This is a genomic window from Pseudomonas jessenii (assembly GCF_002236115.1).
Classification (GTDB): Bacteria; Pseudomonadota; Gammaproteobacteria; order Pseudomonadales; family Pseudomonadaceae; genus Aquipseudomonas; species Aquipseudomonas jessenii.
Window position 1 is genome coordinate 582,013 of record NZ_NIWT01000003.1, and the last position, 23,525, is coordinate 605,537.

Annotated in this window: 18 protein-coding genes; 12 read left to right on the forward strand and 6 right to left on the reverse strand. The window is 60.5% G+C overall.

The window, feature by feature from the left end; genetic code table 11:
- Positions 1 to 6: 6 nt before the first annotated feature.
- The gene (locus PSJE_RS11865; protein WP_090457497.1) at positions 7 to 903 is read right to left on the reverse strand and encodes a helix-turn-helix domain-containing protein; all 897 of its coding nucleotides are present in this window, start codon (positions 901 to 903) and stop codon (positions 7 to 9) included.
- 181 nt (positions 904 to 1,084) lie between these two features.
- Here PSJE_RS11865 and pobA point away from each other — a divergent pair, with 181 nt between their 5' ends.
- Complete coding sequence (gene pobA / locus PSJE_RS11870; protein ID WP_090457498.1) at positions 1,085 to 2,278, forward strand: 4-hydroxybenzoate 3-monooxygenase; 1,194 nt, start codon at positions 1,085 to 1,087, stop codon at positions 2,276 to 2,278.
- A gap of 78 nt (positions 2,279 to 2,356) precedes the next feature.
- On the forward strand, positions 2,357 to 3,874 hold the full coding sequence (locus PSJE_RS11875) for an MDR family MFS transporter (protein ID WP_090457500.1): 1,518 nt from the start codon (positions 2,357 to 2,359) through the stop codon (positions 3,872 to 3,874).
- Positions 3,875 to 3,991: 117 nt separating this feature from the next.
- On the opposite strand, the gene PSJE_RS11880 is transcribed toward PSJE_RS11875, so the two are convergent.
- The 4 genes from PSJE_RS11880 to PSJE_RS11895 form a co-directional block, all read right to left on the reverse strand.
- Positions 3,992 to 4,840, reverse strand: a complete 849-nt coding sequence (locus PSJE_RS11880; RefSeq protein ID WP_090457502.1) for a cache domain-containing protein — start codon at positions 4,838 to 4,840, stop codon at positions 3,992 to 3,994.
- A 242-nt stretch (positions 4,841 to 5,082) separates the two neighbouring features.
- Complete coding sequence (locus tag PSJE_RS11885) at positions 5,083 to 5,955, reverse strand: coiled-coil domain-containing protein (RefSeq protein WP_090457504.1); 873 nt, start codon at positions 5,953 to 5,955, stop codon at positions 5,083 to 5,085.
- Between the two features lie 116 nt (positions 5,956 to 6,071).
- Positions 6,072 to 7,064 (reverse strand): NAD-dependent epimerase/dehydratase family protein, encoded by a 993-nt coding sequence (locus PSJE_RS11890; protein ID WP_090457506.1) that lies wholly within the window; start codon positions 7,062 to 7,064, stop codon positions 6,072 to 6,074.
- 54 nt (positions 7,065 to 7,118) lie between these two features.
- Entirely contained in the window at positions 7,119 to 8,012 is an 894-nt protein-coding gene (locus tag PSJE_RS11895; protein ID WP_057713462.1) for a LysR family transcriptional regulator ArgP, read from the reverse strand.
- A 96-nt stretch (positions 8,013 to 8,108) separates the two neighbouring features.
- Between PSJE_RS11895 and PSJE_RS11900 the strand changes: the two genes are divergently transcribed.
- The 3 genes from PSJE_RS11900 (at position 8,109) to PSJE_RS11910 (ending at position 9,880) form a co-directional block, all read left to right on the forward strand.
- Positions 8,109 to 8,510, forward strand: coding sequence for an ACT domain-containing protein (locus PSJE_RS11900; protein WP_090457507.1), 402 nt, complete (start codon positions 8,109 to 8,111; stop codon positions 8,508 to 8,510).
- Between the two features lie 6 nt (positions 8,511 to 8,516).
- Complete coding sequence (locus PSJE_RS11905) at positions 8,517 to 9,119, forward strand: LysE/ArgO family amino acid transporter (protein ID WP_057713460.1); 603 nt, start codon at positions 8,517 to 8,519, stop codon at positions 9,117 to 9,119.
- Between the two features lie 164 nt (positions 9,120 to 9,283).
- Positions 9,284 to 9,880, forward strand: coding sequence for a superoxide dismutase (locus tag PSJE_RS11910; RefSeq protein WP_008022038.1), 597 nt, complete (start codon positions 9,284 to 9,286; stop codon positions 9,878 to 9,880).
- A gap of 179 nt (positions 9,881 to 10,059) precedes the next feature.
- Here the strand turns inward: PSJE_RS11910 and PSJE_RS11915 are convergent, their stop codons facing one another.
- A complete protein-coding gene (locus PSJE_RS11915; protein WP_090457509.1) occupies positions 10,060 to 10,323 on the reverse strand; it encodes a DUF6124 family protein in 264 nt (87 codons plus the stop codon).
- Positions 10,324 to 11,519: 1,196 nt separating this feature from the next.
- Here PSJE_RS11915 and PSJE_RS11930 point away from each other — a divergent pair.
- The 7 genes from PSJE_RS11930 (at position 11,520) to PSJE_RS11960 (ending at position 23,484) form a co-directional block, all read left to right on the forward strand.
- A complete protein-coding gene (locus tag PSJE_RS11930) occupies positions 11,520 to 13,571 on the forward strand; it encodes a putative bifunctional diguanylate cyclase/phosphodiesterase (protein ID WP_090457513.1) in 2,052 nt (683 codons plus the stop codon).
- A 244-nt stretch (positions 13,572 to 13,815) separates the two neighbouring features.
- The gene (locus tag PSJE_RS11935) at positions 13,816 to 15,165 is read left to right on the forward strand and encodes an imelysin family protein (protein WP_090457515.1); all 1,350 of its coding nucleotides are present in this window, start codon (positions 13,816 to 13,818) and stop codon (positions 15,163 to 15,165) included.
- 293 nt (positions 15,166 to 15,458) lie between these two features.
- Positions 15,459 to 16,886, forward strand: a complete 1,428-nt coding sequence (locus tag PSJE_RS11940) for a di-heme oxidoreductase family protein (RefSeq protein WP_090457517.1) — start codon at positions 15,459 to 15,461, stop codon at positions 16,884 to 16,886.
- A 27-nt stretch (positions 16,887 to 16,913) separates the two neighbouring features.
- Positions 16,914 to 17,978: an imelysin family protein gene (locus PSJE_RS11945; protein WP_057713455.1), complete on the forward strand. Its 1,065-nt coding sequence runs from the start codon at positions 16,914 to 16,916 to the stop codon at positions 17,976 to 17,978.
- Between the two features lie 14 nt (positions 17,979 to 17,992).
- Positions 17,993 to 19,093 carry a DUF1513 domain-containing protein gene (locus tag PSJE_RS11950; RefSeq protein WP_090457519.1) on the forward strand — a complete coding sequence of 367 codons (1,101 nt, stop codon included), beginning with the start codon at positions 17,993 to 17,995 and terminating at the stop codon, positions 19,091 to 19,093.
- Positions 19,094 to 19,295: 202 nt separating this feature from the next.
- A complete protein-coding gene (locus PSJE_RS11955; protein ID WP_090457521.1) occupies positions 19,296 to 20,444 on the forward strand; it encodes an efflux RND transporter periplasmic adaptor subunit in 1,149 nt (382 codons plus the stop codon).
- A 13-nt stretch (positions 20,445 to 20,457) separates the two neighbouring features.
- A complete protein-coding gene (locus PSJE_RS11960) occupies positions 20,458 to 23,484 on the forward strand; it encodes a multidrug efflux RND transporter permease subunit (RefSeq protein WP_090457523.1) in 3,027 nt (1,008 codons plus the stop codon).
- Positions 23,485 to 23,525: the final 41 nt, after the last annotated feature.

Here is a 23,525-nt window from a genome sequence, read left to right on the forward strand (position 1 = left end):
AGGGGGTCAGGCTTCGTTGTCCTGATCGGCCTTCAAGCGGTCGCGAAACGCTTTGGGCGAAATCCCCACACGACGCCGGAACAGGCGCGTGAAGTTGGTCGGATCGGAAAACCCCAACACGTCGGACATTTCATAAATGGTCATGCTGGTGTAGGTCAGCAAACGCTTGGCCTCCAGCAATTGCCGCTCATGCATGATCTGCAACGCCGGTTGCCCCGCCAGCTCACGACAGGTGCCGTTGAGGTGGGACACGGAAATCCCCAGCCGGTGTGCCAGATCCTCGACCTTGACGTGCTGGCGATACGTCTCTTCCACCAGTTGAATAAAGCCGTTGAGGTATTCCCGGGCTCGCTGCGGTCGCGCCATGGCGGTGCGACGCTGGATCACCTGGCGGCTGACCCACACCACGATCACGCTGACCAGCGAATGCATGAGCATTTCCCGCGCCGGTTGATGGCTGGTGTATTCGTTCTGCAAGGCGCTGAACAGGCTGTTGAGGTACTCGGCGTCCTTGCCTGCCGGGTAGCTTTCGGACTGGGCCAGGGCATTGACCGATTGCCCCAACTGCATCTGCAGGTGGGCGATCAGCGGCGCGGCCAGGGTTACGACAAACCCTTCCACGTCCTCGGAAAAACGAAAGCCGTGCACCGACAGCGGTGGCAGGATCTGGATTGCCGGCTCCACCAGTTGCGTTCGCTTGCCTTCGATTTCAAGCTCGGCCTGACCTTTGAATACGAAGAGCAACTGGCACAAGTCAGCGTGGCGGTGAGGTTTGATTTCCCAATGATGTTCGCGACTGCGTTTGGAAATGGTTTCACAGTGCAGCAAGTCCGGGGTCGGCCAATCCAGGCTTTCACCGTAGAGCTTGAACACCGGAATCGAAGGCAGGTCAGGCTTGTTCATCACTTCAATCCAGGCCTCGGGGTTGATCTGGGGCGATAATCGCACCGATTGGCAGAATGTACAGCTATCGGCTCAGTTTTCACCTTCAATTGACAGACTCGCAAGGGAAAAATGCAAGCACTCGATCCATAAAAATTATTCACCGGCCCAGGTCGTGTGGAGCTTGCGAGTCATAAGAACAATGAAAACACTGAAAACCCAAGTTGCCATTATCGGTGCTGGCCCCTCAGGCTTGCTGCTCGGCCAATTGCTGCACAACGCCGGCATCGACAACATCGTTCTCGAACGTCAAACCCCCGATTATGTACTCGGTCGAATCCGCGCCGGCGTGCTTGAACAAGGCATGGTAGAGCTGTTGCGTCAGGCCGGCGTGAGTCAGCGCATGGACGCCGAGGGACTGGTCCATGGTGGCTTCGAACTGGCCCTCGACGGGCGCCAGGTACACATCGATCTGCAAGCGTTGACCGGCGGCAAGACGGTGATGATCTACGGCCAGACCGAGGTCACCCGTGACCTGATGGCCGCTCGTCGGGAGGTGGGCGCGCAGACGATTTACCAGGCCAGCAACGTCGTTCCCCACGGCATGAAAACCGATGAAGCGTTTGTCACTTTTGAGAAGGACGGCGAGCCATATCGACTCGACTGCGACTACATCGCCGGTTGCGACGGCTTCCACGGTGTGGCGCGACAATCGATTCCCGCCGACAGCCTGAAAATCTTCGAACGGATCTATCCCTTCGGCTGGCTGGGGATTCTGGCCGATACCCCGCCGGTCCACGAAGAACTGGTCTACGCGCGCCATGAGCGCGGTTTCGCCTTGTGCAGCATGCGCTCGCCGACGCGCACCCGTTATTACCTGCAAGTGCCCGCAGAGGAAAATGTCGAGGATTGGTCCGATCAACGCTTCTGGGACGAACTCAAAAACCGCCTGCCGGTCGATCTTGCGCAAAAACTGGTGACCGGCCCGTCCATCGAGAAAAGCATCGCGCCGCTGCGCAGCTTCGTCGTCGAACCCATGCAGTACGGGCGGATGTTCCTCGTCGGTGATGCCGCGCACATTGTCCCGCCCACCGGGGCCAAGGGCCTGAACCTGGCGGCCAGTGACGTCAGCACGCTGTTCAACATCCTGGTCAAGGTTTACCGCGACGATCGCCTTGATCTGCTGGAGAAATACTCGGAAATCTGCCTGCGCCGGGTGTGGAAAGCCGAGCGTTTTTCCTGGTGGATGACCTCGATGCTGCACCGCTTTGATGATCACGATGCCTTTAGCCAGCGCATTGCCGAGTCGGAACTGGACTATTTTGTCGATTCGCAGGCGGGTCGCAAAACCATTGCAGAAAACTACGTCGGGCTTCCTTATGAGGCTATCGAATAGCTTCCTATCGACTTACACTGGCGAGCATCCCCGCTCGCCTTGCCTCTTGCGGGTCAATCACTGCCCGCAGGTTTTCCCGTGACCAATCTCCATCAGCCTGAAACGCCCAAACCGGCCATTCGCAGCGTGCTGATCGCCCTGATGCTGGCGATCTTTCTCGGTGCGTTGGACCAGACCATCGTCGCCGTTTCGATGCCGGCCATTTCCGCGCAATTCAAGGACGTCAGCCTGCTGGCCTGGGTGATTTCCGGCTACATGGTGGCCATGACCGTGGCGGTGCCGATCTACGGCAAACTGGGCGACTTGTACGGGCGGCGCAAGCTGATGCTGTTCGGCATGGGCCTGTTCACCCTGGCGTCGGTGTTCTGCGGCATGGCACAGAGCATGGAACAACTGGTACTGGCGCGAATCTTCCAGGGCATCGGGGCCGGCGGGATGATTTCGGTGAGCCAGGCGATCATCGGTGACATCGTGCCGCCACGGGAGCGCGGCCGGTATCAGGGCTATTTCAGCAGCATGTATGCAGTGGCCAGCGTGGCCGGCCCGGTGCTCGGCGGTTACATGACCGAATACCTGTCCTGGCGCTGGGTGTTCCTGATCAACCTGCCACTGGGCCTGGGCGCCTGGCTGGTCGCCTATCGCACGCTGGTGGGCCTGCCGATTCCGCAACGCAAACCGATCATCGACTACCTGGGCACCGTGCTGATGATCATCGGGCTGACAGCATTGTTGCTGGGCATCACCCAGGTCGGCCAGGGCCATTCGTGGCGCAGTGCCGAGGTGCTGGCGCTGCTCGCTTGTGCGGTGCTGGTGCTGGGGCTGTTCGTCGTCCACGAGCGACGGGCGCGAGAACCGTTGTTGCCCATGCATCTGTTCGCCAACCGCAATGCGATCCTGTGCTGGTGCACGATTTTCTTCACCAGTTTCCAAGCCATCTCGCTGATTGTGTTGATGCCGCTGCGCTTTCAGAGCGTCACCGGCGCCGGTGCCGACAGCGCCGCCCTGCACTTGCTGCCCCTGGCCATGGGTTTGCCGATTGGCGCGTATTTCGCAGGCCGCCGCACCTCGGTCACCGGACGCTACAAACCGATGATCCTTACCGGTGCGGCGCTGATGCCTGTCTCGATTATCGGCATGGCGTTCAGCCCGCCGCAGGCGTTCGTTGTGAGCAGTCTGTTCATGCTGCTCTGCGGGATATCCTCGGGCATGCAGTTCCCGACGTCATTGGTCGGCACGCAGAGCTCGGTGGACCAGCAGGACATCGGTGTAGCCACCAGCACCACCAACCTGTTCCGTTCGCTGGGTGGTGCCGTGGGTGTGGCGTTGATGTCGGCGCTGCTGTTGGCGTTGTTGCAGGATTCGAGTTTCGCGCACCTGGCCGGTTCGTCGCTGATTGCCGAAGGCAGCTCGGGGAATGTGTTGCTGGACGGTTTGAATGCCGCGCCGGGTGACGCGCAGAACACCCTGCGTGCCGAATTGTTACTGACGTTCCGGCATTTGCTGACGGTCAGCGCGGCCGTTTCATTGCTTGGGCTGGCGGCGGCGATTGCCATGCCGAACATGTTGTTGCGCGGGCGCGAGGACAAGGTTCGGTAGATATCTGCAGGAGCGAGCTTGCTCGCGAAAAAATCCAAGGGCGCCGCTGGGCATCTGGTTTACGCGTTATCGTTTACGACCTTCGCGAGCAAGCTCGCTCCTACATCGCGAAGGCTATCAAGGGCTGTAATACCCGACAGCCACCAGAAAATGTCCGACCTTCTTCAGGTAGGCATGCTTGTTCTCGACTTTGCCCGTCACCGGGTTTTTCCAGCGGTATTCGTATTCGCCGTAATCCTGCTGGCCCATCAACGCCAGAATCGGCTCGCCCACCGGTTTGCCTTCCGGGTCCACGATCTTGCTGAAGTCGGTATTGATCAGCCGCAGGTTGGTGCCGTGGGCCACGTAACGCTGGGTATCCAGGTCGACGACAAACACATACAGGTCATCCTGCAGGTAGCCGCCCTTGAGGGAATTGATCGCCGTCAGGGTGCCCTTTTCGTCCTTGGCCAGATCGGTTGCCGCTTTGTTCAACAAGGCCATGGCCTGTTCGGCGGAGGCCCGTGGCAGGTAATAACCGACCGCCAGAATCCGCTGCCCAACGCGCTGGTAGTAGACATGCTTGCGCTCGACCTTGCCGTCATTCCAGTTCTGCCAGCGATATTCCGCCTGCTGAATGCCATTGCCTTCCGGCACTTTCAGGGCGTCCTTGAAAGCTTTCTGCAGATCCGGCCCGAGCACTTGCGACACGTCCCGGCCAATCAGCGCCGACGACGGCCCGCCACTGGCGAGCATCACGCCCTTGGTGTCGAGCACGAAGACATAACGGTCCTTGTCGACAAACTCACCCTGGCGGCTGAATGCCGCCAGCGCCTTGTCGCCATTCTGGTGGTAGTAGGCCAGGGCTTTTTCCAGTAGGGCAATGGCCGCCTTGCTGTCGTCCTTTTCCGTCCCGGCGGCTTGCGCCTGGCCCAGGCACAACAAAAACATGCCGCACAGCAAGGTAAACCTATGCAGAAACCCCATTGCGCATCCCTCATTCCTGGTGGTGTTTCAAGAGCGTAGACGGCAATGGGATATGTACGAATATTCGCCAGAACAGGGTCATAGGCTTTTGTGGCGAGGGGGCTTGCCCCCGTTCGGCTGCGCAGCAGTCGTAAATCAGGCACCGCGGTTGATCTGGTGAACCGCGGCGAATGGATTTGGGGCGGCTCCGCCACCCAACGGGGGCAAGCCCCCTCGCCACAAAATGCTCACAGAGCAGTCGATTACTGCCGGGCGCGCAGTTGCTGCTGAAGGTTCTGGATCTGCGCCTGAAGGGTATTGATGTTGCGGGTGACCTGGCTGCGGAACGCATCGAACTCGGCGGTATTGGTCGAGCCCTGCGTGACCGCCGGACGGTTGTCCTGCTCGCTCTTGAGCACGATCATGTCTTGCTCGAGACGCTCGATAGCAGCGCTTGGGTTGCCTTGTTTCTTCAGCGCTGTGATATCGGCGCCCAGGCTCTTCAGTTGTGCATCGAGTTTTTCAGCGTCCGACGGAGCACTTTTCAGGGTGGCCAATTCAGCACTCAAGGCTTTGACCTGGGCCTGCAACTGGGTATTGGCCGTCTGATGTTCGGTGTTCTGGGTATTCAATTGCGCCAGGCGCTTGTCCAGCTCGGTGGTTTGCGCGGTCATTTGTGCCAGTCGCTTGTCCAGGTCCGAGGCCTGGCCGGCAACACCTTGCTGCTGGGCGTTCTGGTCCTGGAGCTTACTTTCCAGCTGGCGGATTTGCAGCTTCAAGGCCTCGCTGTCGGTGTTGACACTGGTCTGGCTGGCAACAACCTTTCCGGAAATATCCTGCAGGCGCCCTGCCGCTTCCTCACTGATTCGCGCGAAGCTTTCCTGGGTCGCCACCAGTTGCTGTTCCATCAGGGAGATCTGCTGAAAGCTCCACCAGGCCAGGCCCGCGAACGCAAAGAACAACGCCCCGACCAACGCCCACAAGGCACCGGTACTCGCCGCCTTGACCTTCACCACCGGCGTCGTGCGCGAATGCACGACCGTGCGGGCGGGGGGCGCAAAGTCGTCATCGAGAACGTCTGCACGCAGGCTCGGTACATCATCGAAGTCGTCGTTGGCATCGTTTCGCATGGACATTGAATCAACCTTAGTGAATCACATAATGGCTTTATGCCGCACAGTATAAACCCCACAGCCGCAACCATTGACCCCCAAGCCCGAATCCGGTTCAGTCGGGGGTCGTTGTTCGAGCGTCAGCGAACAGCCTGGGCCTTCCACCAGCCACAGAATTCATCGAGCGCCGTCCAGAGGCTGACCTTGGGATCGTAATCCAGATAATGCCGCGCGCGGCTGATGTCCAGGGTGAAATTTTTGTTCATGACCTGCATGCCCAGACGCGACAGCGTCGGTTCGGGACGCCCCGGCCACAACTTGCACACGCCCTCGTTGAGCGCCGCCACGCTGTAGGCCAGGCCGTAGGAACGGCAGCGGGTGACCTGTGGGACTTCCATGTTGCGCATGACGTAATTGACCACGTCCCACAGGGGAATCGGCGTGCCGTTGCTGATGTTGTAAGCCTTGCCCAGCGCAGAACCGCTGGCCAGCAAACTGCTGAGCAACGCCTCGTTGAGGTTTTGCACGCTGGTGAAATCAACTTTGTTCAGACCATTGCCGATGATCGCCAGGCGCCCCTTGCGCTGCATGTTCAACAGGCGCGGGAAGATGCTCATGTCGCCGGCCCCGGTGACGAAACGCGGGCGCAAGGCCAGGGTTTCGAGACCGAACTCCTGGGCACCGAAGACTTTTTGCTCGGCCAGGTACTTGGTGGCGGCGAAAGGGTGTTTGAAGCGCTTGGGCACCTGTTCTTCGGTCAGACCCAGGTGATCGCGACCATCGAAGTAGATCGACGGCGACGACAAATGCACCAGCCGCCGAACCCGTTGCTTCAAGCAGGCTTCGACCACGTTCTCGGTGACCTGGACGTTGCCCTGATGGAAGTCCTGATAACGTCCCCATAAACCAACAGCACCGGCGCAATGCACCACGGCCTCGACGTCCGAGCACAGCTCGCGCGCCAGTTCCGGGTCGCTCAAGTCACCCTGGATGAACTCGGCTCCCCGGCGTACCAGATGCTCCACGCTCTCGGCCCGGCGACCGTTGACCCGCACGTCCAGGCCCTGCTCCAGGGCAAAACGCGCAAAGCGCCCGCCGATGAAGCCGCTTGCGCCGGTAACCAGAATCTTCATGAATTGCTCCGAATATTTCGTTTTGCGTATTACGTGAGGTCTTGACGCTGCGCGTCAGTCCAAGGGCACCAGCCATTGCTTAGATGCGCTGACCAATTGATCGGTGAGCAGCCCCAGCAGTTGGCCGCCATTACGCCAATGATGCCAGTACAGCGGCACATCGATCGGCTTATCTGGCAGCAGCTCCTGCAATACACCCCTTTGCAGTTGCTCGCGCACCTGCAGTTCCGGAACCAGCCCCCAGCCCAGACCGGCTTCCGCCAAGCGGATAAAACCTTCGGAGGACGGGCACAAATGGTGTTCGAATCCACCCTCGACGCCTAGGGACGCAAGGTAGCGATGCTGCAGGAAATCGTCCGGGCCAAATACCAGCGCCGGGGTTCGGGCCAACTGATCGGCGCGTACGCCCTGCGGAAAATGCCGGGCAATAAAGGCGGGGCTGGCCAGCGCACGGTAACGCATGGCCCCCAGCAACACGCTGCGCGCGCCCGCCACCGGCCGCTCGCTGGCGCAGACACAAGCCGCCACTTCACCGGCACGCATGCGCTTGAGGCCGACGGTCTGGTCTTCGACCACCAGATCCATCAGCAGATGCTGTTCGGCGCAAAACGCCCCCACGGCCTGCGCCCACCAAGTGGCCAGGCTGTCGGCGTTCAGGGCGATCCGCAGGCGTTCCGGCAGGCCCTCTTCATCCAGCGCCGGCACCAGGCTTTGCAAATCCCGTTCAAGCAATCGCACCTGCTGCACGTGGTTGAGCAGCCGTCGACCGATTTCCGTCGGCGTTGGCGGCGTGGCCCGCACCAGCACCGGCTGACCAACTCGCGCTTCCAGCAGCTTGATGCGCTGGGAGATCGCCGATTGCGACAAGCCCAGTACCTGGGCCGCCCGTTCAAAACCGGCCTGTTCGACCACGGCGGCCAGGGCAGAAAGCAATTTATAGTCGAACATCAGTTTTCCTAATGAGCGATCAGCAAGATTGGTTTTTCTTATACAACCTTCACAAGGACAATGACCAGCAAGAACTCTTGAACAAGGATCACCCACATGGCTGGCGAAACTTCATTGGCAACGCTGCTGCGCAGCATGAGCCCGCAACTCAACGCTGGCGAATACGTGTTCTGCACCCTGCGCGACGGTAAATTGCCTACGGATCTGGAGATTGTCGGCAGCTTCCGCGAGCAGGAAGGCCTGACCGTGATTCTCGAGCGTTCCCACGCCGAAACAGCCGGATTCAGCTTCGACTACATCGCCGCCTGGATCACCTTGAACGTACATTCGGCCCTCGAAGCGGTCGGCCTGACCGCCGCGTTCGCCACGGCATTGGCCAAGGCCGGAATCAGCTGCAACGTGATTGCCGGCTACTACCACGACCATTTGTTCGTCGGCCAGGCCGACGCCGACCGAGCCCTGCAAGTGCTGCGGGATCTGGCAGCCAACGCGGAGTAAAAAATCATGTGGCAAAGTTATGTGAACGGGCTGCTCGTGGCCTTCGGCCTGATCATGGCGATTGGCACCCAGAATGCGTTTGTCCTGGCGCAAAGCCTGCGGCGTGAACATCACCTGCCGGTGGCGGCACTCTGCGTGACCTGCGATGCCCTGTTGGTAGCCGCCGGGGTATTCGGCCTGGCGACGGTGCTGGCGCAGAACCCGACGCTGTTGGCCATTGCCCGTTGGGGCGGCGCAGCGTTCCTGTTGTGGTACGGCAGCCAGGCGCTGCGCCGGGCCTTCTCGAAGCAGAGCCTTGAGCAGGGCGAAGGCCAGACCGTACGTTCGCTGCGGGCGGTGATGCTCAGCGCGCTGGCGGTGACCTTGCTCAACCCGCACGTCTATCTGGACACCGTTTTGCTGATCGGCTCCCTGGGCGCCCAACAAACCGAGCCGGGCGCTTATGTCGTAGGCGCGGCCAGTGCCTCGCTGCTGTGGTTCTTCACCCTGGCCCTCGGTGCGGCATGGCTGGCACCGTGGCTCGCCCGGCCCGGCACCTGGCGAATTCTCGATCTGTTGGTGGCGGTGATGATGTTTGCCGTAGCGCTGCAGCTGATCGCGGCCATCTGATTGGCGGAACCTCTATTCCACACAGTTGTTGCGTGGTTATGCCGCCCCCCCGGTGCTATGATCCGACTCCCTGCGCCGCAAAGAGTACAAACTCCCCGGCGCTTGTCTGGCCGCCCGTGATCGGCCTTGCGCTCACCGCAACTGACCTGATTAGGAGAATCATCATGGCTTTCGAATTGCCGCCACTGCCGTACGCACACGATGCCCTGCAGCCGCACATCTCCAAGGAAACCCTGGAGTTCCACCACGACAAGCACCACAACACCTACGTCGTGAACCTGAACAACCTGGTGCCAGGCACCGAGTTCGAAGGCAAGACCCTGGAAGAAATCGTCAAGACTTCCTCGGGCGGTATCTTCAACAACGCCGCTCAGGTCTGGAACCACACTTTCTACTGGAACTGCCTGGCGCCAAACGCTGGCGGTCAACCAACCGGCGCACTGGCTGAAGCCATCAACGCGGCCTTCGGTTCGTTCGACAAGTTCAAGGAAGAGTTCAGCAAGACTTCCATCGGCACCTTCGGTTCCGGTTGGGGCTGGCTGGTGAAGAAGGCTGACGGTTCCCTGGCCCTGGCCAGCACCATCGGCGCCGGCAACCCGCTGACCAACGGCGACACCCCGCTGCTGACCTGCGACGTCTGGGAACACGCTTACTACATCGACTACCGCAACCTGCGTCCGAAGTACGTCGAAGCGTTCTGGAACCTGGTCAACTGGAAATTCGTGGCTGAGCAGTTCGAAGGCAAAACCTTCACCGCTTAAGCTCGATGCCAGACAAAAACCCGGCTTTGTGCCGGGTTTTTTTATGGAAGGAATATGAGCAAAGGGACGGTGGTGATTGTCCCGCCGTCTTCGCGAGCAGGCTCGCTCCCACAGATCACCCCCCGAGCCAGTGGGAGCGAGCCTGCTCGCGAAGAACCATAAAGCAGTCAGTCGGCCAACTACTGCGGATCGAGGTTATCCAGCGCACGATTCACCGCCAGCTCCGCCAACATGACAATCTGCGAAATGGCCAGCGCCGTGTTGCGCTGGGGGCCAGCCAGGCAGGTAGCGAAATCACTCGCCATGACATTGGCTGAAGCCAGTGATTCACAAGCGTGGGCAAGCAGGCTTTCAGTGTCCATGTCGGGGACGATCATGAACATGGTGCGAGGGCTGTAGGGTTTGGTGGTGTTGCAGGGGGGATCGGGGATTAACTTATCCAAAATATGCTCCTTATCGATTGGAGCCATCTCTCGCCGTTTCTCACGCGAGCGAAGAGGTGGCAGCTATGTGCGGAGTGAGAAACCGGCAAGAGAGCAATCCGGCCAGACCGAGGTCTGCCCGCACACAGCCGCCATAAAGCATTGCTGGCAGCGGATAAGCTGGCGGCAATTATGGTGGTACTGGCGCTGGATTAACACTCTCTTGCGGGTTCTCACGCCCGATCGCTGAAGCATTTCAGCGATCACCAAAGGTTATTCAGCCCGCTTCCGACGGACAACCTGAAAACTGCGTGGGAAACTTCTGGCGCTTTCCTACACCGCGCTAACGCCCAAAACGTAACGCGAAGCATCCCTGGCCACACATGGGTATGACTCACTCACATTGGGTCCCCGGTTTTCAGTCGGGACTTGTGGCCACTGAAGATCCCTGTAGGAGCGAGCTTGCTCGCGAAAAACGTCTGAACAACGCGATCAATCAGACAGCCCGCGTTATCGTTAACGTCCATCGCGAGCAAGCTCGCTCCTACAGAAGAGCAGAGCAAAGGCAGATCGGCATACACCCACGCTTCTCACCACTCAACAGGCCGAGCGTTAGCTCGCCTGCAGCTCTTGATCTTGATCCACCCGCCCCCTCGGCAGGCTGAGTGGAGGTGTTCATCCGGGGATTGGCGCGCAGCGCCGTTCGACGCAGTCGAACACATCGCATGTAGGTGCCAGCGAAGCCAACCGGAGGGCGATGCCCCCGGATGAATGCCGGAGCGAAGGAACCCCGAGCCCTGGCGAGGGGCCGTACGTTCGGGGCGAGACTTTTTGGTTCCTTTTGTGTCGTTTGACAAAAGGGACTCGCCGTAAGGGCGAAACCGCCAGCTGCCGTTACCGCAGCAATGGATATGTCCCCCCCCCCCAAAAAAACCCGGACGAAGCCAATTTCCCAAGATGAAACCAGCCTCCAGCCCCTTGCTCCCCCGCCCACGCCGACTAACATCAAACAAAAGGAAAATATCTCCATCCCGCCCCTCAAGTTGAAGGACTCGACAACCGACACAGTACTAATAGGCTAACTCGCCAGGTCAACTGCAAATCGGCCAAGCAGCAGGCAAAATCCCCCAAGGATGATTGTCCCTTTGACTGCCATCACGGGATTGCCAATACTCATGGCAACTTGATGCTACCCGCACGGAACAAGGAATAACCCTTTGAAGCTGGAACTCAAGAACAGCTTGTCGGTGAAGTTGCTCCGGGTCGTACTCCTGTCGGCATTGATCGTCGGCGTGGTCTTGAGCTGCGCGCAGATTGTGTTCGATGCCTATAAAACACGTCAGGCCGTCGCCAGCGATGCCGAACGCATCCTCGACATGTTTCGCGACCCCTCGACCCAGGCCGTCTACAGCCTGGACCGGGAAATGGGCATGCAGGTGATCGAAGGCCTGTTTCAGGACGCCGCCGTGCGCAAGGCCTCCATCGGCCATCCCAACGAAGCCATGCTCGCGCAAAAAACCCGCGAATTGCAGCACTCCCACAGCCGCTGGCTGACCGACCTGATTCTTGGCAAGGAACGCACCTTTACCACCCAACTGGTCGGTCGCGGGCCCTACAGTGAGTATTACGGGGACCTGAGCATCACCCTCGATACCGCCACCTACGGCCAAGGGTTCATTGTCAGCTCGGTGATCATCTTCATTTCCGGCGTCCTGCGCGCGCTCGCCATGGGGCTGGTGTTGTACCTGGTCTACCACTGGCTGCTGACCAAGCCGCTATCGCGGATCATCGAACATCTCACGGAAATCAATCCGGATCGTCCCAGCGAACACAAGATTCCGCTGCTCAAGGGGCACGAGAACAACGAACTGGGCATCTGGATCAACACCGCCAACCAGTTGCTCGAATCCATCGAACGCAATACCCATCTGCGCCACGAAGCGGAAAACAGCCTGGTGCGCATGTCCCAGTACGATTTCCTGACGGGGCTGCCGAACCGGCAGCAATTGCAGCAGCAACTGGACAAGATCCTCATCGACGCCGGCAAATTGCAGCGCCGGGTCGCGGTGTTGTGTGTCGGCCTCGATGACTTCAAGGGCATCAACGAGCAGTTCAGCTACCAGACCGGCGACCAGTTGCTGCTGGCCCTGGCCGATCGCCTGCGCGGTCATAGCGGTCGCCTGGGCGCCCTCGCCCGCCTCGGCGGCGACCAGTTCGCCCTGGTCCAGGCCGATATCGAGCAGCCCTACGAAGCCGCCGAGCTGGCGCAAAGCATTCTCGATGACCTGGAAGCGGCGTTTGCCCTCGATCATCAGGAGATCCGCCTGCGCGCCACCATCGGCATCACCCTGTTCCCCGAGGACGGTGACAGCACCGAGAAATTGCTGCAAAAGGCCGAGCAGACCATGACGCTGGCCAAGACCCGTTCGCGCAACCGCTATCAGTTCTATATCGCCAGCGTCGATACTGAAATGCGTCGCCGCCGCGAGCTGGAAAAAGACCTGCGCGATGCGTTGATCCGCAATCAGTTCTACCTCGTCTATCAACCGCAGATCAGCTACCGCGACAACCGCGTGGTGGGCGTCGAAGCCCTGATTCGCTGGCAACACCCCGAGCACGGTATGGTGCCGCCGGACCTGTTCATCCCGCTGGCCGAACAGAACGGCACCATCATCGCCATCGGCGAATGGGTGCTGGACCAGGCCTGCAAACAACTACGCGAGTGGCATGACCAGGGCTTCTCCGACCTGCGCATGGCGGTGAACCTGTCTACGGTTCAACTGCACCACGCCGAACTGCCACGGGTGGTCAACAACCTGCTGCAGATGTACCGCCTGCCACCGCGCAGCCTGGAGCTGGAAGTCACCGAAACCGGTCTGATGGAAGACATCAGCACCGCGGCCCAGCACTTGCTCAGCCTGCGCCGCTCCGGCGCGCTGATCGCCATCGACGATTTCGGAACCGGCTATTCGTCCTTGAGCTATCTCAAGAGCCTGCCTCTGGACAAGATCAAGATCGACAAGAGCTTCGTTCAGGACCTGCTCGATGACGACGATGATGCGACCATCGTTCGCGCCATCATCCAGCTGGGCAAAAGCCTGGGCATGCAGGTGATTGCCGAGGGCGTGGAAACCGCCGAGCAAGAGGCCTACATCATTTCCGAAGGCTGCCACGAAGGTCAGGGCTATCACTACAGCAAACCGTTGCCGGCACGGGAACTGGGCGTTTACCTCAAGCAGGCCCAACGCAGCAATGCGGCTATTTTGTAACCCCCCCTGTAGGAGCGAGCTTGCTCGCGATGGTCGTGAACGATGACGCGGGCAGCCTGAAAAAACGCGTCGCCTTGAGGTCCTTCGCGAGCAAGCTCGCTCCTACAAGGCCGTGCGCCACGCCACGTGAATAAGAAATATTTACAGGTACAACCCTTTACACATAATGCGAAAGATTTGCATTATGTCGCAGTTTTGCGTGTGCATAGCACGACTCCACCCCTATCGAAGCAGGATGTTCGCCATGATTCGTATGCCTCTGGCTACCGCCAGTCTGTTGGCCATCGCTATTTCCCTCGCCGGTTGCGGCGAAGGTAAAGACCAAGAAAAAGCTGCCGCGCCAGCTGCCAGCACTGCAGCTGCCCCGGCTGCTCCAGCCACTGCGCCTGCCGCTGCCGGTAAGGTCGACGAAGCTGCCGCCAAAGCCGTTGTCGCCCATTACGCCGACATCGTTTTCGCCGTTTACAGCGATGCCGAATCCACCGCGAAGACCCTGCAAACCGCCGTAGACGCCTTCCTCGCCAAGCCGAACGCCGACACCCTCAAAGCCGCCAAGGCTGCCTGGGTTGCCGCTCGCGTGCCTTACCTGCAGAGCGAAGTGTTCCGTTTCGGCAACACCATCGTTGACGATTGGGAAGGTCAGCTGAACTCTTGGCCGCTGGACGAAGGCCTGATCGACTACGTCGACAAATCCTACGAACACGCCCTGGGCAACCCGGGTGCCACTGCCAACATCATCGCCAACACTCAAGTGCAGATCGGCGAAGACAAGGTCGATGTCAAAGACATCACCCCGGAAAAACTCGCCAGCCTGAACGAGCTGGGCGGTTCCGAGGCCAACGTCGCCACCGGCTACCACGCCATCGAATTCCTGCTCTGGGGCCAGGACCTGAACGGCACCGGCCCTGGCGCCGGCAACCGTCCGGCTTCGGACTACCTGGAAGGCAAAGGCGCTACCGGCGGTCACAATGATCGTCGTCGTGCCTACCTGAAGTCCGTGACCCAGTTGCTGGTCAGCGATCTGGAAGAAATGGTCGGTAACTGGAAGCCGAACGTGGCCGACAACTACCGCGCCACCCTGGAAGCAGAACCGGCTGAAACCGGCCTGCGCAAAATGCTGTTCGGCATGGGCAGCCTTTCCCTGGGCGAACTGGCGGGCGAGCGCATGAAGGTTTCCCTGGAAGCCAACTCCCCGGAAGACGAACAGGATTGCTTCAGCGACAACACCCACAACTCGCACTTCTACGATGCCAAGGGCATTCGTAACGTGTACCTGGGTGAATACACTCGCGTCGATGGCACCAAAATGACCGGCGCCAGCCTGTCGTCCCTGGTGGCCAAAGCCGACCCGGCTGCCGACACCGCGCTCAAAGACGACCTGGCCGCCACTGAAGCCAAGCTTCAGGTCATGGTCGACCACGCCAACAAGGGCGAGCACTACGACCAGTTGATCGCTGCCGGCAACACCGCAGGCAACCAGATCGTCCGTGACGCTATCGCGTCCCTGGTCAAGCAGACCGGTTCGATCGAAGCCGCCGCTGGCAAACTGGGTATCGCCGACCTGAACCCGGACAACGCTGATCACGAATTCTGATCAACGCTGGCTGAATGAAAAAGGCGACCTTCGGGTCGCCTTTTTCTTGCCTGCTTTTTGGGTGACGCTCATGGCCTCATCGCGGGCAAGCCCGCTCCCACAGTATCCGTGCTGATCACATCATCTGTGAGCACCTTCAATCCCTGTGGGAGCGTGGCTTGCCCGCGATGGCTGCACCGCGGTCTCAAGTGAAAACCTTGCCCCACATCAAGCAAACGATAATTCCTCTTATTCAAATTCCCATCCCCTGTTAGACTTTGCGCCCTTGTTTTGCTCGTCTTGCAGGATGTCTGATGCCCCCGCTGCCTCTTCGCTTGTCCGCACTGTTTCTGGCCCTGGGCCTGAGTGCCTGCGATGACGCCCCGAAATTCACCCGGGCCGAACCCGGTGAAGCCCGCTCCGGCGGCAGTGCGACGGTGCGCAAGACCGATCAGAACGCGTTTTCCATGCCCTCGGCGAACCTGCCGCCATCACGGCGTGTGGATTTCAGTGTCGGCAACAGCTTCTTCCGCAGCCCTTGGGTGATCGCCCCGTCGACGACGACCGCTCGCGATGGTCTCGGTCCACTGTTCAACACCAATGCCTGCCAGGGCTGCCACATCAAGGACGGCCGCGGCCATCCGCCGACGCCCGACGATGTGAACGCGGTGTCGATGCTGGTACGCCTGTCGATTCCCGATGCCCCGGCGTATGCCAAGGTCATCGAACAGCTCGGCGTGGTGCCGGAGCCCGTCTACGGCGGCCAGTTCCAGGACATGTCCGTACCCGGCGTGGCCCCCGAAGGCAAAGTGCGGGTCGATTACACCCCCGTGCCGGTTCGCTTCAAGGACGGCACCGAAGTCGAGTTACGCAAACCGAGCCTGAACATCACCCAGCTGGGTTACGGCCCGATGCACCCCGACACCCGTTTCTCGGCCCGCGTGGCGCCGCCAATGATTGGCCTGGGCCTGCTCGAAGCGATCCCCGAGGAGGCGATCCTGGCCAACGCCGAGGCACAGGCCAAGGCGAACAACGGCATCAACGGGCGACCGAACCGGGTCTGGGATGACGCTCTGCAAAAGACCGTTCTGGGACGATTTGGCTGGAAAGCCGGACAACCGAACCTCAATCAACAGAATGTCCACGCGTTCTCGGGAGATATGGGGCTCACAACCAGCCTTAGACCCCTTGATGACTGCACGGACGCGCAAACGGCCTGCAAACAGGCACCCAGTGGCAACGGCCCCGATGGCGAGCCGGAAGTCAGCGACAACATCCTGCGCCTGGTGCTGTTCTACAGCCGCAACCTTGCCGTACCGGCCCGCCGTGACGTCAACGCCCCTGAAGTGCTGGCCGGCAAGACCCTGTTTTATCAGGCCGGTTGCCAGTCCTGTCACACACCGAAATACACCACCGCCGCCAATGCCGCCGAACCTGAACTGGCCAATCAAGTGATTCGCCCGTACAGCGATCTGCTGCTGCATGACATGGGCGACGGCCTGGCCGACAACCGTAGCGAATTCCAGGCCAGCGGCCGCCAATGGCGCACCCCGCCGTTATGGGGCATCGGCCTGACACAGGCGGTCAGCGGCCACACCCAGTTCCTGCACGACGGCCGCGCCCGCAACCTGCTCGAAGCCGTGCTCTGGCATGGCGGCGAGGCGACTGCGGCGCAACAACAGGTTTTGTCTTTCAATGCCGAGCAACGCACTGCGTTGCTGGCGTTCCTGAATTCCCTTTAACACGCATTCCACTCGCGGGAGCCCGACATGTTCCGTCCCAAACTGTTGTTCACCAGCCTTGCCGCCCTCGCCCTGGGCGCCTGCTCGCCCCAGGACCCGCAAGCGGTCACGTCGGCGGCCATTGCCAAGTCGGTGATCCTGCCGACCTACACCCGCTGGGTTGAGGCCGATCGTCAATTGGCGGTCAGCGCCCTCGCCTACTGCGAAGGCAAGGAAACCCTGGAAACAGCCCGTGCCGACTTCCTGCATGCGCAAAAAGCCTGGGCCGAGCTGCAACCGCTGCTGATCGGGCCTTTGGCCGAAGGCAACCGTTCGTGGCAAGTGCAGTTCTGGCCGGACAAGAAAAACCTGGTCGGCCGTCAGGTCGAGCAACTGGTCACCGCCCAGCCGCAAATCGATGCCGCCGCCCTGGCCAAGTCCAGCGTCGTGGTACAGGGGCTCTCGGCCTACGAATACATTCTGTTCGACAGCAAGCCCGACGTGGCCAACGCTGAGCAGAAGAGCAAATACTGCCCGCTGCTGATCGCCATCGGCGAACGCCAGAAGCAATTGGCCGAAGAAATTCTGCAAACCTGGAACAACACCGACGGCATGCTCGCGCAAATGAGCAAGTTCCCGAACCAGCGCTACGCGGACTCCCACGAAGCGATCGCCGATTTGCTGCGCGTGCAAGTCACCGCCATCGACACCCTGAAGAAAAAACTCGGCACGCCAATGGGTCGCCAGAGCAAGGGCGTGCCGCAACCGTTCCAGGCCGATGCATGGCGCAGCCAGGCGTCCCTGACCAGCCTCGAAGCCAGCCTCGCGGCCGCCAGGACCGTCTGGGAAGGTGTGGATAACAAAGGCCTGCGCGGCCTGTTGCCGAGCGAGCAGAAGCCGTTGGCCGACAAGATCGATGCAGCCTATGCCGCCTCGCTGAAACTGTTCGCCGGCAACCAGCGCTCGCTGACCGACATGCTCAATGACGAAGCTGGCCGCCAGCAACTCAACGAGCTGTATGACAGTCTCAACGTCGTCCATCGCCTGCACGAGGCCGATCTGGCCAAGGCACTGGGCATCCAGCTGGGCTTCAACGCCAACGACGGTGACTGATGAGGGCCGGTTCCATGCTGCGACGCCAGGTTCTGACATTAGGTAGTTTGCTGCTGGGTGCAGTGACGCTGGGCGGCTGGAAGCTGTTCAAGCAAAAGGACAGGAGTCCGTTGTTGCTTTCGGCACGGGACGACACCGACGGCCAGCATTACGCCGTCGGTTATCGGCTCGATGGCACCCAAGTGTTCGCCACCCGGGTCGGCCAGCGTTGCCACGACATCATCAACCACCCGACACAGCCGATTGCACTGTTCGTCGCTCGCCGTCCGGGCACCGAGAGCTACCTGATCGACCTGCGCGACGGCGCGCTCCTGCAAACCGTGGTGTCACAGCCGAACCGGCACTTCTACGGTCACGCGGTCATTCACCACAGCGGTGACTGGCTGTACGCCACCGAAAACGACACCTCCGATCCGGGCCGCGGCCTGCTCGGCGTGTATAAGTTCGAAGGCGAACGGCTGGTGCACAGTGGTGAGATTTCTACCCACGGCCTCGGTCCGCATCAGGTGTCGTGGATGCCCGATGGCGAAACCCTGGTGGTGGCCAACGGCGGGATTCGCACCGAGGCCGAAAGCCGGGTGGAGATGAACCTCAACGCCATGGAACCGAGCCTGGTCCTGATGCACCGCGACGGCACCCTGCTGAGCAAGGAAACCCTCGCCCAGCAGATGAACAGCGTGCGTCATCTGGCCATCGCCAGCGACGGCACCATCGTCGCCAGCCAGCAGTTCATGGGTGCGGCCCACGAGTCGTCGGAGTTGCTGGCGATCAAGCGCCCCGGTCAGCCCTTCGTCGCGTTCCCGGTACCCGAGCACCAGTTGCAGGCCATGGGACACTACACCGCCAGCGTCGCAGTACACAGCGACTTGCGTCTGGTGGCGTTGACCGCACCGCGGGGCAACCGCTTTTTCATCTGGGACCTGGACAGCGGTGAAGTACGCCTGGACGCGCCACTGCCCGATTGCGCCGGGGTCGGTGCCGTGGCCGATGGTTTTGTCGTGACCTCGGGACAGGGGCGCTGCCGCTACTACGATTGCCGCCAGACAAACCTCGTTGCAAAACCGCTGGAGCTACCCGCAGGGCTCTGGGACAACCATCTGCATCTGATGGCCTGAATCATTGAAAAGATCGCCGGCCTGGGCCGCGCCTGCATCGGGATGACGTACACCCCGCAGGTGAGAACCGAGACGGCGAATCTTTTCAGGCTTTCACCCCTCTAATACCTCACTACCTGTAAAAACGGCAGTTGGATTTACCCTCTACACTCGCGGTAATGTTCCCTGCTGTCTCACCTGATTTTCTCCAAGGAACTGGAATATGCTGCGTCGCCGCATGCTGATCATGTTGGGTGTGGTTCTATTGATTGTGCTAGCCCTGGCTGCGTACAAAGCCTTCTCGATCTATACGATGGTTCAAGGCTTCTCTGTGCCCAGACCGGCCGTCAGCGTTGCCGTGGCCACCGCCACCGAGCGCCCATGGCAAGCCCGCCTGCCTACCGTTGGCACGCTCAAGGCATTGCAGGGGGTGGACCTGAGCCTGGAGACCGATGGCACCGTCATCGATCTCCAGTTCGAGTCGGGGCAGAAGGTCAAGGCCGGCCAACCACTCCTGCGCCTCGACAGCGCCGTTGAAAGTGCCCTGCTGGAAACTGCTCTGGCCGACCTCGGGTTGGCACAGCTTGATTACGGTCGCGGTAGCCAACTGGTCGGCAGCCAGGCCATTTCCAAAGGCGAATTCGACCGACTTTCGGCGGTGCTGAAAAAGAGCAAGGCCACGGTCAATCAACTCAAGGCTGCGCTCGGCAAAAAAAGCATCATCGCGCCGTTCAGCGGCACCATTGGCATTCGTCAGGTGGACGTTGGCGACTACATGGCCAGTGGCACCATGATCGCCACCCTGCAAGACCTCAGTAGCCTGTATGTCGACTTTTTTGTGCCCGAGCAGTCGGTGCCGAAGATTGCGCTCGGCCAGCCAGTGCAGGTCATTGTCGCGGCGTATCCGACCGTGGAGTACCCCGGCACCATCAGTGCAATCAACCCTAAAGTCGAGAACAGCACCCGTAACGTGCAGGTCCGCGCCACCCTGGCCAACCCCGACGGCAAGTTGATGCCAGGCATGTTCGCCAGCCTCCAGGTGCTCCTGCCCGACCCGCAACCGCGCATCGTGGTGCCGGAAAGCGCGATTACCTACACGCTCTACGGCAACTCGGTGTATGTGGCCGTACCAAAGAAAGCCGAGGATGGCAGCCTGGTAAAGGACGACAAGGGCCAACCGGTGCTGATCGCCGAACGGCGGTTTGTCGAGACCGGCGAACGCCGCGATGGGCAAGTGATGATCACCAAAGGCGTGCAGAGCGGCGAGAAAGTGGTGACCGCCGGCCAGCTCAAACTGGATAACGGCTCACGCATTGCCATCAGCGACGACAAGACCCTGGCCGGGCAGAACAGCCAGCCACGCGCGGACTGATCAAGGAATTCCCATGGCTTTTACCGACCCGTTCATCCGCCGTCCGGTTCTCGCTACCGTGGTCAGTCTGTTGATTGTACTGCTGGGTTTTCAGGCCTGGAGCAAGCTGCCGCTACGCCAGTACCCGCAAATGGAAAACGCCCTGATCACAGTGACCACCGCCTACCCCGGGGCCAACGCCGAGACCATCCAGGGCTACATCACCCAACCGATGCAGCAAAGCCTGGCCAGCGCCGAGGGCATCGACTACATGACCTCGGTCAGTCGCCAGAATTTCTCGGTGATCTCGATCTACGCGCGCGTCGGCGCCAATAGCGACCGTCTGTTTACCGAACTGCTGGCCAAGGCCAACGAGGTCAAGAACCAGCTGCCCCAGGACGCTGAAGACCCGGTGCTGAGCAAAGAATCGGCCGATGCGTCAGTGCTGATGTACATCAGCTACTTCAGCAAGGAGTTGAGCAACCCGCAGATTACCGATTACCTGTCACGGGTGATCCAGCCCAAGCTGGCGACCTTGCCCGGCATGGCCGAAGCCGAGATCCTCGGTAACCAGGTATTTGCCATGCGCCTGTGGCTGGACCCGATGAAGCTGGCGGGTTTCGGCCTCAGTGCCAGCGATGTGACCAATGCGGTGCGCCAGTACAACTTCCTCTCTGCCGCCGGCGAGGTGAAGGGCGAATACGTGGTCACCAGCATCAACGCCAATACCGAACTCAAGTCCGCCGAAGCCTTCGGGACGATTCCGCTCAAGGTCGATGGCGACAGCCGAGTGTTGCTGCGGGATGTGGCGCGCGTGGAAATGGGTGCGGAGAACTACGACTCCATCAGCTCGTTCGGTGGCACCCCGTCGGTGTACATCGGCATCAAGGCGACGCCCGGCGCCAACCCGCTGGAAGTGATCAAGGAAGTGCGCAAGATCATGCCGGACCTGGAGGCCCAGCTACCGCCGAACCTGAAAGGTGAAATCGCCTACGACGCCACTCTGTTCATCCAGGCCTCGATCGACGAAGTGGTGAAGACCCTGTTCGAAGCGGTGCTGATCGTGATTGTGGTGGTGTTCCTGTTCCTCGGTGCCCTGCGCTCGGTGGTGATCCCGGTGGTGACCATCCCGCTGTCGATGATCGGCGTCATGTTCTTCATGCAGATGATGGGGTACTCGATCAACCTGCTCACCCTGCTGGCGATGGTATTGGCCATCGGCCTGGTGGTGGACGATGCCATCGTGGTGGTGGAAAACATTCACCGTCACATCGAGGAAGGCAAGACACCGCTCGAGGCCGCCATTGAAGGCGCCCGGGAAATCGCCATGCCGGTGGTTTCGATGACCATCACCCTGGCGGCGGTGTATGCACCGATCGGCTTCCTGACCGGCCTGACCGGGGCGCTGTTCAAGGAGTTCGCCCTGACCCTGGCCGGCGCGGTGGTGATTTCCGGTATCGTCGCCCTGACCCTGTCGCCGATGATGTGTGCGTTTCTGCTGCGTCACGACGAGAACCCCAGCGGCCTGGCCCATCGCCTGGACATGATTTTCGAACGCCTCAAGCGCCGCTACCAGAGCCTGCTTCATGGCACCCTCAACACCCGGCCGGTGGTGCTGGTGTTCGCCGTGATCGTGTTGTGCCTGATTCCGGTCCTTCTCAACTTCACCAAATCGGAACTGGCGCCGGATGAGGACCAGGGCATCATTTTCATGATTGCCAACGCCCCGCAACCGACCAACCTCGACTACCTGAACACCTACACCGACGAGTTCGTCTCGATCTTCAAGGCGTTTCCCGAGTACTACTCGTCGTTCCAGATCAACGGTTTCAACGGCGTGCAATCGGGCATCGGCGGTTTCCTGCTCAAGCCATGGGACGATCGCAGTCGAACGCAAATGGCGATCCTGCCCGAGGTGCAAGCCAAACTGGAAAAGATCCCGGGGCTGCAGATCTTCGGCTTCAACCTGCCGTCGCTGCCGGGCACCGGCGAAGGCGTGCCGTTCCAGTTCGTCATCAACTCCGCCAACGATTACGAATTGCTGCTGCAGGTGGTCGACCGGGTAAAAAAACGTGCGAAGGAATCCGGCAAGTTTGCGTTTGTCCACGTTGACCTGGCCTTCGACAAGCCGGAAGTGGTGGTGGATATCGACCGCGCCAAGGCTGCGCAGATGGGGGTTTCCATGCAGGACCTGGGGGGAACCCTGGCGACCCTGCTGGGTGAAGGCGAGATCAACCGATTCACCATTGAAGGTCGCAGCTACAAGGTCATTGCCCAGGTCGAGCGGCCGTTCCGTGACAATCCGGACTGGCTGAACAATTACTACGTGAAAAACACCAAGGGTGAACTGTTGGCGTTGTCGACCCTGATCACCGTCACCGACCGTGCCCGACCGAGACAGCTGAACCAGTTCCAGCAACTCAACTCGGCCATCCTGTCCGGCGTGCCGCTGGTGAGCATGGGGGAAGCCATCGACCTCGTGCGCCAGATCGCCCGGGAAGAGGCACCCGCCGGTTTTGCCTTCGACTACGCTGGCGCATCGAGGCAGTACGTTCAGGAAGGCAGTGCCCTGTGGGTCACCTTTGCCCTGGCACTGGCGATCATTTTCCTGGTGCTGGCGGCCCAGTTCGAAAGCTTCCGCGACCCGTTGGTGATCCTGGTCACCGTGCCCCTGTCTATCTGCGGTGCATTGATTCCGCTGTTCCTGGGCTGGTCGAGCATGAACATCTATACCCAGGTCGGGCTGGTGACCTTGATCGGGCTGATCAGCAAGCACGGCATTCTGATCGTCGAGTTCGCCAACCAGTTACGCAAGGACAAGGGCCTGACCGCACGGGAAGCGGTGGAGGAAGCAGCGGCCATCCGGCTGCGTCCGGTCTTGATGACCACGGCGGCAATGGTGTTCGGCATGGTGCCATTGATCATCGCCAGCGGTGCTGGCGCGGTCAGCCGGTTCGACATCGGCACGGTCATCGCGACCGGCATGTCGATCGGCACACTGTTCACCTTGTTTGTATTGCCTTGCGTCTACACCTTACTGGCCAAGCCGGATAAACCCTGATGCAGAAAAACCTGTGGGAGCCCGAAGTCAGGGCAATAAAA

Excerpts from the sequence above, each read along its gene's own strand:
- PSJE_RS11940 (WP_090457517.1), top strand. The coding sequence starts at position 15,459 with ATGCCCCCGCTGCCTCTTCGCTTGTCCGCACTGTTTCTGGCCCTGGGC.
- PSJE_RS11890 (WP_090457506.1), bottom strand. The coding sequence starts at position 7,064 with ATGAAGATTCTGGTTACCGGCGCAAGCGGCTTCATCGGCGGGCGCTTT.
- PSJE_RS11905 (WP_057713460.1), top strand. The coding sequence starts at position 8,517 with ATGTGGCAAAGTTATGTGAACGGGCTGCTCGTGGCCTTCGGCCTGATC.
- PSJE_RS11895 (WP_057713462.1), bottom strand. The coding sequence starts at position 8,012 with ATGTTCGACTATAAATTGCTTTCTGCCCTGGCCGCCGTGGTCGAACAG.
- PSJE_RS11960 (WP_090457523.1), top strand. The coding sequence starts at position 20,458 with ATGGCTTTTACCGACCCGTTCATCCGCCGTCCGGTTCTCGCTACCGTG.
- PSJE_RS11950 (WP_090457519.1), top strand. The coding sequence starts at position 17,993 with ATGCTGCGACGCCAGGTTCTGACATTAGGTAGTTTGCTGCTGGGTGCA.
- PSJE_RS11910 (WP_008022038.1), top strand. The coding sequence starts at position 9,284 with ATGGCTTTCGAATTGCCGCCACTGCCGTACGCACACGATGCCCTGCAG.
- PSJE_RS11945 (WP_057713455.1), top strand. The coding sequence starts at position 16,914 with ATGTTCCGTCCCAAACTGTTGTTCACCAGCCTTGCCGCCCTCGCCCTG.
- PSJE_RS11935 (WP_090457515.1), top strand. The coding sequence starts at position 13,816 with ATGATTCGTATGCCTCTGGCTACCGCCAGTCTGTTGGCCATCGCTATT.
- PSJE_RS11880 (WP_090457502.1), bottom strand. The coding sequence starts at position 4,840 with ATGGGGTTTCTGCATAGGTTTACCTTGCTGTGCGGCATGTTTTTGTTG.
- PSJE_RS11885 (WP_090457504.1), bottom strand. The coding sequence starts at position 5,955 with ATGTCCATGCGAAACGATGCCAACGACGACTTCGATGATGTACCGAGC.
- PSJE_RS11900 (WP_090457507.1), top strand. The coding sequence starts at position 8,109 with ATGGCTGGCGAAACTTCATTGGCAACGCTGCTGCGCAGCATGAGCCCG.
- pobA (WP_090457498.1), top strand. The coding sequence starts at position 1,085 with ATGAAAACACTGAAAACCCAAGTTGCCATTATCGGTGCTGGCCCCTCA.
- PSJE_RS11865 (WP_090457497.1), bottom strand. The coding sequence starts at position 903 with ATGAACAAGCCTGACCTGCCTTCGATTCCGGTGTTCAAGCTCTACGGT.
- PSJE_RS11955 (WP_090457521.1), top strand. The coding sequence starts at position 19,296 with ATGCTGCGTCGCCGCATGCTGATCATGTTGGGTGTGGTTCTATTGATT.